Below are 12,361 nucleotides of genomic sequence, written 5' to 3'. Positions count from 1 at the left end.
AATCACTCGCCGACGCTAATGGTCAGACCGGCGGCAATGGCAAAAGGTGTCAAGGTCACCGCCAACGCGGTGAGGCTGGCCAGCCACAACAGGTGACCGACCGCCGGCAATCCTTGCAGGCTGGCTTGCAACGCTCCGCTGCCAAGAATCAGCACCGGGATATACAGCGGCAGAATCAGCAGCGCCAGCAACAGGCCGCCACGCTTGAGGCCCACCGTCAGCGCCGCACCGACCGCGCCGAGCAGGCTCAGCACCGGCGTGCCGAGCAGCAGCGAGAACAGCAGCACCGGCAGGCAGCGCCCGGGCAAGCCAAGCATCAGGGCCAGCAAGGGTGCCAGCAGCACCAGGGCCAGACCGGAAAACAGCCAGTTTGCCAGTACCTTGGCCAATACCAGAAGAGGCAGGGGGTGCGGCGAAAGGACCCACTGCTCCAGCGAGCCATCCTCGAAATCGCTGCGAAACAAGCCATCCAGCGAGAGCAGCACGGCCAATAATGCCGCCACCCACACCAGCCCCGGCGACAGGGTTTGCAACAGCTGCGTCTCCGGCCCCACGGCCAACGGAAACAGGGCGACCACGATGGCGAAGAACACCAGCGGATTGGCCAGCTCGGCAGGCCGGCGAAACAACAGTCGCGCTTCGCGGGCGACCAGCAAACTGAACACATTACTCATAGGCTGCGCTGCCCCAGATCTAGCTCGCGGTAACCGGCGGGCTTGACCGTCAGCGTGTGGTGGGTGGTCAGCAGCACCAGACCGCCCATTTCGCAGTGCCAGGCCAGATGGTTTTCCAGTTGCGCCACGGCGAGCTTGTCGAGGGCGGTGAAGGGTTCATCGAGGATCCACAACGGCGGCCCATCCAGATACAAGCGGGCCAGCGCGACACGACGCTGCTGACCGGCAGACAGGGTATGACAGGGCACATCCTCGAAACCGCGCAGGCCGACGGCCTCCAGCGCCTGCCAGATCGCCGTGCGTTCGGCCGGACGATGCAGCGCGCATAACCAGGCCAGATTTTCTTCGGCGGTGAGCAGGCCCTTGATCCCGGCGGCATGGCCAAGCCACAACAGATTGCGCGCCAGCTCGCTGCGCTGCGAACCCAGCGGCTGGCCATTCAGGCGGACTTCGCCGGCCGTTGGCTGCATCAGCCCGGCGAGCAAACGCAGCAGGCTGGTCTTGCCGCTGCCGTTTGGGCCGGAAATCTGCAACATCTCGCCGGCCGCCAAGCGCAGCTCAAGCCGTTCGAAAAGCATACGCCAATCCCGCTCACAGGTGAGCGCCACGGCTTCGAGAAGAGGGCTGGTCACGGCATATTTACCTAAAAAGCGGTTCAAGTCGGCAGTGCCCCGGCCGCTATACTGACGCAAGTTAAATGCGCAGCCGACCCAGACGGGGCGCGATTATACATGCCATGCCCTGCCCCCCGCAGTGGGCATTTTCGACAGGGTGTAACCCGCCAATGAGCGAAATCAGCAGTTCCCGCCCAATAGCGCCAGCACCAACCAGCAACCGTGCCAGCGCACCGGCCAGCGATCTGGCGCTTAAGCTGCTGCAGCCGCTGCAAGGCCTGTTGGCCAGCGGCGAGAGCGCCAAGGCCGAAGTGATCGTCCTCAAGGAAGTGGCTGCTCTCAAGGGAGTGGCACATAGCTTCCAACTGCTGCTCAAGCTGACGCTGGACAATGGTCGCCAGACAACCCTGCAGGCCAGCAGCCCGCGCCCCCTTGCCCAGGGCACTGCCCTGATGGTCACGGCGCTGTCGGAAAGCCGCCTGGCCGTGGCGCTGCTCGCCGGTGGCGAGAAGGCCCTGACCAGCCTGGATCTCGAACAACTGCCAATCGGCACACTGCTGCAAGGCAAGGTCGTGACGCGCGAACAACTGGTCCAGGCGAAATCACAGCAGGTGCTCTACAAGGTGGTAGTGAGCCTGCTCAACACCCCGCTGGCGGGCAGCAAGCTGTCGCTGGAAACCCCCTTGGCCCTGCCCCTCGGCAGCCTGCTCAGCGCCCAGGTGCAAGGCAGCCAGGCCCTGAATTTCCTGCCCCTCAGCGGGCGTCTCGATCAGCTCGAGTTGAGCCAGCAACTGGCCAGTCAGCAAAACCGCCAGGGCTCGCTGGAAGGCTTGTTCAGGGCCCTGCAAGGCGCAGGAGGCAAGGAGGCGCTGCCGGAAGGCCTGCGTACCAGCATCGACAAACTGTTCAACGCCCTGCCCGATGCCGCCCAACTCAGTACCGGCAAAGGGCTGAGCCAGGCCATAGAAAACAGCGGCTTGTTCCTCGAAAGCAAACTGCTCGGGGGCCAGGGCCATGCCCTGCCTGCAGATCTGAAAGCCAACCTGCTGCGTCTGGTCAACCAACTGCTGCCCACCCTGGCGAGCGGTGCACCGCTGGCCACGGCCAATGCCAGCGCCGCCATGGCCCAGGCGCTGCCGGCATTCGCCCGCGACATCCTCGGCTCCCTCGGCCAAGCCAGCGCACGCCAACAGGCATTGCGCTTTCCCCTGCCATCGCGCCTGCTGCAGGCGATGGAGGGTGACGCCGATCTGCAGACCCTGCTGAAACTGGCCGCCGCCGCCGTCTCGCGCCTGCAAACCCATCAACTGTCCAGCCTGGCGCAGAGCCAGGTCGGCCCGGACGGCAACCTGCTGACCACCTGGCAACTGGAGCTGCCTATGCGCGACCAGCGCGAACTGGTGCCCCTGCAGGTAAAAATCCAGCACGAAGCACCGCAGAAATCGCCGGGTAACGACCACAAGGAAGCGCTGTGGAAGGTCGAACTGGCCTTCGACCTGGAACCGCTGGGGCCGTTGCAAGTCCAGGTGCAACTGGTCCGCGGCGGCCTGTCCAGCCAGCTATGGGCCGAGCGCCCGCGTACCGCCAGCCTGATCGACGCCGAGCTGAACACCCTGCGTGAACGTCTGACCGCCGCCGGCCTGACTGTCGGCGAACTGGCGTGCAAGCAAGGCACTCCCCCCCAGGGACCAAGGACCAGCCTGGAACAACGCTGGGTTGACGAAACTGCATGAAAAAACCAGCACCGCGCCAAGCCATCGCCCTGACCTATGACGGGCAGAATGCTCCCAGCCTCAGCGCCAAGGGCGATGACGAACTGGCCGAAGCGATCCTGGCAATTGCCCGCGAATATGCAGTGCCGATCTACGAGAATGCCGATCTGGTGCGCCTGCTGGCACGCCTGGAACTGGGCGAGGCGATCCCCGAGCAACTGTATCGCTGCATTGCCGAGATCATCGCCTTTGCCTGGCACTTGAAGGGCAAGTGCCCGCCGGGCTTCCAGAGCGATAAGCGCGACAACGACATCAGCCCGCCGCTAGCGCTACTCGACGGCCCGCCCCGCTAGCGCAGAAGGCGGCTCCTGGAGTCCGGATGCAATCCGGGGCGAGCCCATGATCGCCCTCGAATGCATTCGGGCTACGAAAGCGCAGCGACAAATTGGCAACTAGCGGTTTTTCGGTTGATTGAGCTTGCTGATCAGCTCCGCCTCGGCCTTGCTCAGGCCGCAGGACTGAGTCAGGTCATCGACGCTGGCGCCCAGGCCGACCAGGCGCGCGGCCTGGGTGAACGACAGGCTGCTGGGGTCGCGCTGCTCGATCTGGCTGAGCTTGTCCGGCAGCGGCGCAACGATCTGCCGCAGTTCGTGCAGTTCTTCGCCCATGCGCACGCTACCGGCCAGATAGATATCCAGGCGTTTACTCAATTCCCTGAACTGCAGATCGCGCGCCGCGTCCCGCTCGGCCTGCAGCAATGCCAGCTGGCGCTGCTGCATGATCAGCCAGACGCAGGTGCCGACCAACCCCAGGCACACCAGCCCAAGCAGGATCAGCGCGATCTCGAACATGGTTTAAATACTCTCCAGTTCGGACCACTCTTCTTCGCTCATCATCTTGTCCAGTTCGACCAGAATCAGCAGCTCGCCATTCTTGTTGCACACGCCCTGGATGAACTTGGCCGACTCGTCGTTGCCGACATTCGGCGCGGTTTCCACCTCGGACTGGCGCAGATAGACCACCTCGGCCACGCTGTCGACCATGATGCCGACCACTTGCTTGTCCGCCTCGATGATCACGATGCGGGTATTGTCGGTCACCGCCGCCGAGTCCAGACCGAAGCGCTGGCGGGTGTCGATCACCGTCACCACGTTGCCGCGCAGATTGATGATGCCCAGCACATAGCTCGGGGCGCCCGGCACCGGCGCGATCTCGGTGTAGCGCAGCACTTCCTGAACCTGCATCACATTGATGCCATAGGTTTCATTGTCCAGGCGGAAGGTCACCCATTGCAGGATGGGATCTTCAGCGCCTTGTGCAGAATTCTTCTTCATATCCCTAGCCTCGTCGTAAGCCGCACTGGGCGGCGTGCGCGGTTCAAACCGCTGGTCATCATCGGTCAGGGCCGCCGCAAGGGCGAGCCCGTTATCTCTCAATCAGTGAATCTGGCCATTGACCATGCGCTTGGCCGCGCCGCTGGCGATCAATTCAGCCAGGGCCGTCACATCCAGCAAGGCACACATGTGTTCGATCACGGTGCCGGCCAGCCAAGGTCTCAGGGTGCGCTGGGTGCGCCACTTGATCTCGCTTGGATCCAGGCGAATCGATCGGCTGACCTGATGCACGGCCAGGCCCCATTCATAGCCTTCGACTGAAATCACATACTGCAAACCCTGGCGAAAATCATCGCGATAACGGTCAGGCATGACCCAGCGCGCGGTATCCAGGACTTTCAGGTTACCGGCCTGGCACGGCAGTATGCCGAGAAACCAGTCCGGCTGGCCAAATAATGGCGTCAACTCCTGCCCCGCCAGCGGAAAGATCGAACCCAGGCACACCAGCGGCACGGCCAGGGTCAGGCCGGCGACGTCGAATAACAGGCATTCGAACGGCTCTTGTGCCCACTCCGGCCGCTCTCCCGGCTGCAGGCCGGGCAGCAGATTCAACGTTGTAGCGGGTAGATGGACGTCGATCACCGGCTCAACCGACACCGGCCGGGCGACCACAGCAGGCGCCAGTTCGATCACCGGCACGACCACCAGCGGTTCAGCCAGTGCCTGCACGGGCGTAGCGGAGAACAGGCCGGCATCGCGCGTCTGCTCCTCCAGCACCGCGGCCTCGAACTCGTCGAGGCTGCTGCTCTCGGCCAATTCGACAGCAGCCTCCTGCAACAAGCTGTCCAGATAGGACTGCAAGGCCAACTGGGGACGCGTGGCGATGGCGACGGGACGGCTCATAGATGGAATCCGTAAAAATTACCTGTACAACCTATCGGCCGCAGTGGCGACATACTTGAACGCTTCGGCTCGACATTAACCTTCATCTCAAGCCACCTGCGCGGCCAACTGCTGCGTCAACAGGTGCTTGAGCAGCGCCCGATAGGCCAGTACACCGCGGCTGTTGGGGTCGAACTGCGAGGGCGTACGGCCTGCGCGGCTGGCATCACGCAAGCGTGTGTCGATCGGAATATAGGCTGGCCACAGGTGCTCGGGATAGCTGTCGCGCAGCAGGCGCAAGGTGCTCAGCGAGGCCTGGGTACGCCGGTCGAACAGGGTCGGCACGATGCTGTAGGGCAACGCCTGTTTGCGCGACCGGTTGATCATCGCCAGGGTACTGACCATGCGCTCCAGGCCCTTGACTGCGAGAAACTCGGTCTGCACCGGAATCACCAGATGCTGGCTGGCCGCCAGCGCATTGACCATCAGCACGCCCAGCAGCGGCGGACTGTCGATCACCGCATGGTCGTAACCCTGCCATAGCTGCGTCAGGCTCTTGGCGATGACCAGGCCCAGCCCACTCTGCCCGGGCGATTGACGTTCGAGCGTGGCCAAGGCGGTGCTCGATGGCAACAGGGCTATGCGCTCATGGCTGGTGGGCAACAGCAGTTGCTCCGGCAGCCCCTGAGGTACCACGCCCTGATGCAGGAACAGGTCGAAGCAGCTGTGCTCCAGCGCATCCGGATCGTGGCCGAAATAACTGGTCATCGAGCCATGGGGGTCGAGATCGACCACGACCACGCGCTTACCGGCATCGGCCAGCAGGCCGGCCAAGGCGATGGCGGTGGTGGTCTTGCCCACACCACCCTTTTGATTGGCTACTGCCCAGACTCTCATCTTGTTTGTCCTCCCGGCATGATCCAGATCCTACCGAGAACAGGCGTCGCCCTAGCGGGCAAACGACGGAGGATTGACGGCACCCGCTGGCGGGGCCTGCACTGCAGGCGGTGGTGCAGGTTGCGTGCCAGCCCGCTGCAAGGCGCTATCGGGGCGTGCATTGGAACTGCCCACACCACTCACGCTGCGGCGCACATCGAGGTTGCGCGACACCACCAACACCACGCGTCGGTTACGTGCCCGGCCATCGGCCGTCGCGTTATCCGCCACCGGCTGAAACTCACCATAGCCCACCGATGCCATCCGCCCGGGATTGACCCCATCCATCGCGAGCATGCGCACGATGCTGGCCGCCCGGGCTGCGGACAACTCCCAGTTGGTCGGGTACTGCGCGGTCTTAATCGGCAGGTTGTCGGTAAAGCCCTCGACATGCACCGGATTCTCGTAAGGTGCCAGAATTTTGGCAATCTTCTCGATAAGGTCGAATGCCGCATTGTTCGGCAAGGCATCGCCACTGGGGAACAACAGGCTGGAACTGAGTTCGATCTCGACCCACAACTCGTTGCCGCTGACCTTCAACTGCTTGGAGTCGATCAACCCGGCAAACGCCTGGCGCATGCTCTCGGCAATGCTCTGCAGAGAGTCCGCCGGCTGACTGGGCGGCTCGTCCTCATCGACCAGCGCGCGATCCGGCTCGGTGGTTCGCGGACGCAGGTCGCCCACGGGGATAGGCTTGATCGCCCGGTCGGGCTGGTTGAACACCCCGGTCAGGCTGTCGGAGAGAATCTTGTACTTGCCCTCGTTGATCGAGGACATCGAATACATCACCACAAAGAAGGCGAACAACAGGGTAATGAAGTCCGCGTAGGAGACCAGCCAGCGCTCATGATTTTCGTGCTCTTCCTGGTGCCTGCGACGAGCCATGGTTACTCCATGAAGCCTTGCAGCTTCAACTCGATGGAGCGCGGGTTTTCACCTTCGGCGATCGACAGAATGCCCTCCAGCAACATCTCGCGGTAGCGCGACTGACGCAGGGCGACGGCCTTGAGCTTGTTGCCAATGGGCAGCAGCAGCAGGTTGGCGAAACCGACCCCGTAGATGGTGGCGACAAAAGCCACGGCGATGCCGCTGCCGAGCTTGCTCGGATCGGCCAGATTGCCCATCACGTGGATCAGGCCCATCACCGCACCGATGATGCCGATGGTCGGTGCGTAGCCACCCATGCTCTCGTAGACCTTGGCGGCCTGGATATCGCGGCCTTCCTGGGTGTACAGATCGACCTCGAGGATGCTGCGGATGGCTTCCGGCTCGGCGCCGTCGACCAGCAGCTGCAAGCCCTTGCGTGCATAGGGATCAGTCTCGGTATCGGCCATCGCCTCGAGGCCGAGCAGGCCTTCCTTGCGCGCGGTCATGCTCCAGCCGACGACATGTTCGATGCCGCCGACCAGATCGATGTGCGGCGGGAAGAAAATCCAGCGCAGGATCACCAGGGCCCGCTTGAATACGCTGACCGGTGCCTGCAGGAACGCCGCGCCCAGGGTGCCGCCAATCACGATCAACGCCGCCGGGCCATTGAGCAGCGCCGCGACATGACCACCCTCCAGATAATTGCCACCCAGAATGGCGACGAACGCCAGGATGACCCCTATCAGGCTCAGCACATCCATTACACGCAAGCCTCTGCCAAGTGCCGACCGATGTCGTCGAGGCTGTAGATGGCGTCCACCAGATTGGCTTTGACCACCGCCATCGGCATGCCGTAGATCACGCAGCTGGCCTCATCCTGCGCCCACACGTGACTGCCCTCCTGCTTGAGCAGGCGCGCGCCCTCGCGCCCATCGGCGCCCATGCCGGTCAAGACCACCGCCAGCACCTTGTCGTGAAAGGCCTTGGCCGCCGAGCCGAAGGTAATGTCGACACAGGGCTTGTAGTTCAGGCGCTCATCGCCCGGCAGAATCCGCACCGCGCCGCGACCGTCGATCATCATCTGCTTGCCGCCCGGCGCCAGCAGTGCCAAGCCCGGACGCAACAGATCGCCATCCTCGGCCTCCTTGACGCTGATCCGGCACAGCTTGTCCAGACGCTCGGCAAATGCCTTGGTGAAAGCCGCGGGCATGTGCTGGATCAGCACCAGCGGCGCCGGGAAGTTGGCCGGCAACTGGGTCAGTACCCGCTGCAGCGCCACAGGCCCGCCGGTCGAGGTACCGATGGCCACCAGCCGGTAGGACTTGCGCTTGGGCGCACTCGCGCGCGCAGTAACCGACGCGGAGGCTGGCGCCGGCACCGGGGTGCTGACGCCGGGGCGACCGAGGCTACTGAGCGCTGCCGGCTTTCCCAGCGTGCTGACACTCGGCGCTGGCGCCGCGACAATCCCGCGGCGATTGCTGCGGGCGATGGTATGCACCTTCTCGCAGAGCAGTTGCTTGACCTTCTCCGGGTTGCGCGAAATGTCTTCGAAATTCTTCGGCAGGAAATCCACAGCCCCGGCATCCAGCGCATCCAGGGTGACGCGCGCGCCTTCGTGGGTCAGCGAGGAGAACATCAACACCGGGGTCGGGCAGCGCTGCATGATGTTTCGCACGGCGGTGATGCCGTCCATCATCGGCATCTCGTAGTCCATGGTGATCACGTCGGGCTTGAGTGCCAGCGCCTGATCGATGGCTTCGCGGCCATTGGTCGCCGTACCGACCACCTGGATATTCGGATCGGCAGAGAGAATTTCCGAAACGCGCCGGCGAAAAAAGCCGGAATCGTCCACCACCAACACCTTGACCACCATAAACACTCCTAAACGGCGCCGCCTGAGGCGGCGCCGCGAACAATCAGATGCGCCGCGCGTAGCGCTTGAGCATGCTCGGCACGTCGAGAATCAAGGCAATGCGTCCATCGCCGGTGATGGTCGCGCCAGACATGCCCGGAGTGCCCTGGAGCATCTTGCCCAATGGCTTGATCACCACTTCCTCCTGACCGACCAGTTGATCGACGACGAAACCGATGCGCTGGCTGCCGACGGTGAGAATCACCACATGGCCCTCGCCCTGCTCCTCATGGGCAGCGCTGCGGACCAGCCAGCGCTTGAGGTAGAACAGCGGCAATGCCTTGTCGCGCACGATCACCACTTCCTGGCCATCGACCACGTTGGTGCGCGACAGGTCGAGGTGGAAAATTTCGTTGACGTTGACCAGCGGGAACGCGAAGGCCTGGTTACCGAGCATCACCATCAGCGTCGGCATGATCGCCAGGGTCAGCGGTACCTTGATGACGATCTTCGAGCCCTGGCCCTTGACCGAGAACACGTTGACCGTGCCGTTGAGCTGGGAAATCTTGGTCTTCACCACGTCCATGCCGACCCCGCGGCCTGACACATCGGAGATCTCGGTCTTGGTCGAGAAACCCGGGGCGAAGATCAGGTTGTAGCATTCGAACTCGTTGAGCCGGTCGGCCGCGTCCTTATCCAGCAGGCCCTTCTCCACGGCCTTGGCGCGCAGCACATCGGCGTCCATGCCCTTGCCGTCGTCGGAAATCGACAGGAGGATGTGATCGCCTTCCTGCTCGGCCGACAGCACCACCTTGCCGCCGCGCGACTTGCCCGCGGCCTCGCGCTCTTCCGGGGTTTCGATGCCATGGTCGACGGCGTTGCGCACCAGGTGCACCAGCGGATCGGCCAGCGCCTCGACCAGGTTCTTGTCGAGGTCGGTTTCTTCACCGACCAGTTCCAGATTGATCTCTTTCTTCAGGCTGCGCGCCAGATCGCGGACCAGGCGCGGGAAGCGACCGAAGACCTTCTTGATCGGCTGCATGCGCGTCTTCATCACCGCCGTCTGCAAATCCGCGGTGACCACGTCGAGGTTGGAGACGGCCTTGGCCATGGCCTCATCGGCGCTGTTGGAGCCCAGGCGCACCAGGCGGTTACGCACCAGCACCAGTTCGCCGACCATGTTCATGATCTCGTCCAGGCGCGCGGTATCCACCCGTACGGTGGTTTCCGCTTCGCTGGGTGCTGGCGCCTTGTCGGCGACCGCGGCGGCCGGCGGCGGCGCTTTCAGCGGAGCAACCTTGGCCGCGGGTTTGGCCAAGGGCTGCGCGGCAGCTGCGGGTTTGGCTGGAGTGGCCGCCGCTACTGCTGCGGGCGCCTTGGCGAGCGCGGCCGGCTCGACAAACTTGCCCTTGCCATGGAGCTGATCGAGCAATGCCTCGAATTCGTCGTCAGTGATTTCGTTGCCCGTCGCCGGCGCAACGGGCGCTGCGACCGGCGCCGCTGCAGGCGCTGCAGGCGCAGCGAACTGGCCCTTGCCATGCAGCTGGTCGAGCAGCGCCTCGAATTCGTCGTCAGTGATCTCGTCGCCGGCAGCGCCCATTGCTGGTTGCACCGCGACATTGCCGACCACTGGCGGCGGGGCGAACTGGCCCTTGCCATGCAACTCGTCGAGCAACGACTCGAACTCGTCATCGCTGATTTCATCACTGCCGACGCTAGTGCTCGCCACCTGGCCAGGCGCCTCGGTCAGCGCATCGAGCAACTGTTCGAATTCGCTGTCGGTGATATCGCCAGCAGCGGCCTCGGCAACCTCGGCAACGGGCGGCTCGAGCGCAACGCTCGCCGCCGGCTCGGCCAGACGCGCCAAGGCCGCCAGCAGCTCCCGCGTGGCCGGCGTCGGTGTGACGCGCTCACGCACTTCGGTGAACATGCCATTGACCGCATCGAGTGCTTCCAGCACCACATCCATCAACTCGGAGTCGACGCGCCGCTCACCCTTGCGCAGGATGTCGAAGACGTTTTCTGCGATATGGCAGCATTCCACCAGCTCATTGAGCTGGAGAAAACCGGCACCACCTTTGACGGTATGGAACCCGCGAAAAATAGCGTTGAGCAGATTCATGTCGTCCGGGCGGCTTTCAAGCTCCACCAACTGCTCGGACAGTAGTTCAAGAATCTCGCCGGCCTCCACCAGGAAGTCCTGGAGGATTTCTTCATCGGCGCCGAAGCTCATAGACGTGCTCCTAAAATCCCAGGCTGGAAAGCAGATCGTCGACGTCATCCTGATTGGATGCGACGTCTTCACGCTTATCGGCATGAATCTGCGGACCTTCACCGTGGGAAGGCTCTTTTTGTTGTTCTTGTTCAGCACGCAGCACGGCGTGGTCATGCTCGATACCGGCAAAACGGTCGACCTGACTGGCCATCAGCACCAGTTTGAGCAGGTTGCTTTCCACTTCGGTGACCAGCTGGGTCACCCGCTTGATCACCTGACCGGTCAAATCCTGATAATCCTGCGCGAGCAGGATGTCGTTGAGCTGGGCGGACACCTGGACGCTGTCACGCTCGCTGTTGGCGAGGAACAGTTCAATCCGCCTGGCCAGGTCGCGGAACCCCTCGGCGCCCATTTCCCGGCGCATGAAGCGGCCCCAGTCGGCACTCAGGCTCTGCGCCTCGGCGCCGATGCCGTTGACCAGCGGTGAACTCTGCTCGACCAGATCCATGGTGCGATTGGCCGCTTTCTCGGTCATCGTCACCACATAGTTCAGGCGCTCGGTGGCGTCGGTGATTTGCGACACTTCCTTGGCGTGCGGCACCCGTGGATCGAGCTGGAAATTGACGATGGCGTTATGCAGCTCGCGCGTCAGCTTGCCGACCTCGTGATACAGACCACGGTCGCGCACCTTGTTGAGATCGTTGATCAGTTGCACCGCTTCGCCAAAATCGCCGTGTTCCAGGCTCTCTACCAATTGGCGCGCGTGAATTTTCAGGGTCGACTCGAAGTCACCCTGAGCGGAATCATCGTGTTCCATAGTGCCCTCGCGGCAGACATCAGCCGTTGACCCGCTCGAAGATTTTTTCAATCTTTTCTTTCAGCACCTGGGCTGTGAACGGTTTGACCACATAGCCATTCACCCCGGCTTGTGCGGCCTCGATGATCTGATCGCGTTTCGCTTCAGCGGTCACCATCAACACCGGCAGGTGCTTCAGGCGATCGTCGGCGCGCACCGCACGCAACAAGTCGATCCCGGTCATGCCTGGCATATTCCAGTCAGTCACCAGAAAATCGAAACTGCCGCTGTGCAGCATCGGCAGCGCAGTGGTGCCATCATCGGCCTCTGCGGTATTGGTGAACCCCAAGTCGCGCAGGAGGTTCTTGATGATCCGGCGCATCGTTGAAAAGTCATCAACGATGAGGATTTTCATGTTTTTGTCCAAGTCGACCTCCGTACAGTCCCAAACGAACCCAGCACCTGGGCACGCTTTCAAT

At 63.0% G+C, this 12,361-nt stretch carries 14 protein-coding genes; 2 read left to right on the top strand and 12 right to left on the bottom strand.

Annotated elements, in window-relative coordinates; genetic code table 11:
* Positions 1-2 precede the first annotated feature (2 nt).
* Both ccmB and ccmA read right to left on the bottom strand, forming a co-directional pair.
* The gene (gene ccmB / locus G9C89_RS07715) at positions 3-674 is read right to left on the bottom strand and encodes a heme exporter protein CcmB (protein WP_172147076.1); all 672 of its coding nucleotides are present in this window, start codon (positions 672-674) and stop codon (positions 3-5) included.
* Positions 671-1,252 carry a cytochrome c biogenesis heme-transporting ATPase CcmA gene (gene ccmA, locus G9C89_RS07710; protein WP_390623778.1) on the bottom strand — a complete coding sequence of 194 codons (582 nt, stop codon included), beginning with the start codon at positions 1,250-1,252 and terminating at the stop codon, positions 671-673. The genes ccmB and ccmA overlap by 4 nt, the downstream gene beginning before the upstream one ends.
* Positions 1,253-1,458: 206 nt before the next feature.
* Between ccmA and fliK the strand changes: the two genes are divergently transcribed.
* Together fliK and G9C89_RS07700 are read left to right on the top strand one after the other, a co-directional pair.
* Complete coding sequence (fliK, locus tag G9C89_RS07705) at positions 1,459-3,021, top strand: flagellar hook-length control protein FliK (RefSeq protein ID WP_172147072.1); 1,563 nt, start codon at positions 1,459-1,461, stop codon at positions 3,019-3,021.
* The gene (locus tag G9C89_RS07700; protein WP_172147070.1) at positions 3,018-3,353 is read left to right on the top strand and encodes an EscU/YscU/HrcU family type III secretion system export apparatus switch protein; all 336 of its coding nucleotides are present in this window, start codon (positions 3,018-3,020) and stop codon (positions 3,351-3,353) included. Before fliK ends, G9C89_RS07700 begins: the two co-directional genes overlap by 4 nt.
* 99 nt (positions 3,354-3,452) lie before the next feature.
* Here G9C89_RS07700 and G9C89_RS07695 read toward each other — a convergent pair whose 3' ends face one another.
* From G9C89_RS07695 to G9C89_RS07650, 10 genes are all read right to left on the bottom strand, one after another.
* The gene (locus G9C89_RS07695) at positions 3,453-3,851 is read right to left on the bottom strand and encodes a DUF2802 domain-containing protein (RefSeq protein WP_172147068.1); all 399 of its coding nucleotides are present in this window, start codon (positions 3,849-3,851) and stop codon (positions 3,453-3,455) included.
* A 3-nt stretch (positions 3,852-3,854) separates the two neighbouring features.
* Positions 3,855-4,334, bottom strand: a complete 480-nt coding sequence (locus tag G9C89_RS07690) for a chemotaxis protein CheW (protein WP_172147066.1) — start codon at positions 4,332-4,334, stop codon at positions 3,855-3,857.
* A 102-nt stretch (positions 4,335-4,436) separates the two neighbouring features.
* Positions 4,437-5,237, bottom strand: a complete 801-nt coding sequence (locus G9C89_RS07685) for a CheW domain-containing protein (RefSeq protein WP_172147064.1) — start codon at positions 5,235-5,237, stop codon at positions 4,437-4,439.
* Between the two features lie 87 nt (positions 5,238-5,324).
* On the bottom strand, positions 5,325-6,113 hold the full coding sequence (locus tag G9C89_RS07680) for a ParA family protein (protein ID WP_172147061.1): 789 nt from the start codon (positions 6,111-6,113) through the stop codon (positions 5,325-5,327).
* Positions 6,114-6,164: 51 nt separating this feature from the next.
* Positions 6,165-7,037, bottom strand: coding sequence for a flagellar motor protein MotD (gene motD / locus G9C89_RS07675; RefSeq protein ID WP_172147059.1), 873 nt, complete (start codon positions 7,035-7,037; stop codon positions 6,165-6,167).
* Positions 7,038-7,039: 2 nt separating this feature from the next.
* Entirely contained in the window at positions 7,040-7,780 is a 741-nt protein-coding gene (locus G9C89_RS07670; RefSeq protein ID WP_172147056.1) for a flagellar motor protein, read from the bottom strand.
* On the bottom strand, positions 7,780-8,892 hold the full coding sequence (locus G9C89_RS07665) for a protein-glutamate methylesterase/protein-glutamine glutaminase (RefSeq protein WP_172147054.1): 1,113 nt from the start codon (positions 8,890-8,892) through the stop codon (positions 7,780-7,782). The genes G9C89_RS07670 and G9C89_RS07665 overlap by 1 nt, the downstream gene beginning before the upstream one ends.
* Before the next feature lie 43 nt (positions 8,893-8,935).
* Complete coding sequence (locus G9C89_RS07660; RefSeq protein ID WP_172147052.1) at positions 8,936-11,104, bottom strand: chemotaxis protein CheA; 2,169 nt, start codon at positions 11,102-11,104, stop codon at positions 8,936-8,938.
* 10 nt (positions 11,105-11,114) lie between these two features.
* The gene (locus tag G9C89_RS07655) at positions 11,115-11,903 is read right to left on the bottom strand and encodes a protein phosphatase CheZ (RefSeq protein WP_172147050.1); all 789 of its coding nucleotides are present in this window, start codon (positions 11,901-11,903) and stop codon (positions 11,115-11,117) included.
* A gap of 19 nt (positions 11,904-11,922) precedes the next feature.
* The gene (locus G9C89_RS07650) at positions 11,923-12,297 is read right to left on the bottom strand and encodes a chemotaxis response regulator CheY (RefSeq protein WP_172147048.1); all 375 of its coding nucleotides are present in this window, start codon (positions 12,295-12,297) and stop codon (positions 11,923-11,925) included.
* Positions 12,298-12,361: the final 64 nt, after the last annotated feature.

It is taken from the genome of Pseudomonas tumuqii, from assembly GCF_013184545.1.
Classification (GTDB): Bacteria; Pseudomonadota; Gammaproteobacteria; order Pseudomonadales; family Pseudomonadaceae; genus Aquipseudomonas; species Aquipseudomonas tumuqii.
The sequence above is the reverse complement of the archived record's forward strand: the minus strand, read 5'-3'. Positions and strand labels throughout refer to the sequence as shown.

Excerpts from the sequence above, each read along its gene's own strand:
- G9C89_RS07700 (WP_172147070.1), top strand. The coding sequence starts at position 3,018 with ATGAAAAAACCAGCACCGCGCCAAGCCATCGCCCTGACCTATGACGGG.
- G9C89_RS07665 (WP_172147054.1), bottom strand. The coding sequence starts at position 8,892 with ATGGTGGTCAAGGTGTTGGTGGTGGACGATTCCGGCTTTTTTCGCCGG.
- G9C89_RS07690 (WP_172147066.1), bottom strand. The coding sequence starts at position 4,334 with ATGAAGAAGAATTCTGCACAAGGCGCTGAAGATCCCATCCTGCAATGG.
- G9C89_RS07650 (WP_172147048.1), bottom strand. The coding sequence starts at position 12,297 with ATGAAAATCCTCATCGTTGATGACTTTTCAACGATGCGCCGGATCATC.
- G9C89_RS07680 (WP_172147061.1), bottom strand. The coding sequence starts at position 6,113 with ATGAGAGTCTGGGCAGTAGCCAATCAAAAGGGTGGTGTGGGCAAGACC.
- ccmB (WP_172147076.1), bottom strand. The coding sequence starts at position 674 with ATGAGTAATGTGTTCAGTTTGCTGGTCGCCCGCGAAGCGCGACTGTTG.
- motD (WP_172147059.1), bottom strand. The coding sequence starts at position 7,037 with ATGGCTCGTCGCAGGCACCAGGAAGAGCACGAAAATCATGAGCGCTGG.
- G9C89_RS07660 (WP_172147052.1), bottom strand. The coding sequence starts at position 11,104 with ATGAGCTTCGGCGCCGATGAAGAAATCCTCCAGGACTTCCTGGTGGAG.
- G9C89_RS07670 (WP_172147056.1), bottom strand. The coding sequence starts at position 7,780 with ATGGATGTGCTGAGCCTGATAGGGGTCATCCTGGCGTTCGTCGCCATT.
- fliK (WP_172147072.1), top strand. The coding sequence starts at position 1,459 with ATGAGCGAAATCAGCAGTTCCCGCCCAATAGCGCCAGCACCAACCAGC.
- G9C89_RS07655 (WP_172147050.1), bottom strand. The coding sequence starts at position 11,903 with ATGGAACACGATGATTCCGCTCAGGGTGACTTCGAGTCGACCCTGAAA.
- G9C89_RS07685 (WP_172147064.1), bottom strand. The coding sequence starts at position 5,237 with ATGAGCCGTCCCGTCGCCATCGCCACGCGTCCCCAGTTGGCCTTGCAG.
- ccmA (WP_390623778.1), bottom strand. The coding sequence starts at position 1,252 with ATGCTTTTCGAACGGCTTGAGCTGCGCTTGGCGGCCGGCGAGATGTTG.
- G9C89_RS07695 (WP_172147068.1), bottom strand. The coding sequence starts at position 3,851 with ATGTTCGAGATCGCGCTGATCCTGCTTGGGCTGGTGTGCCTGGGGTTG.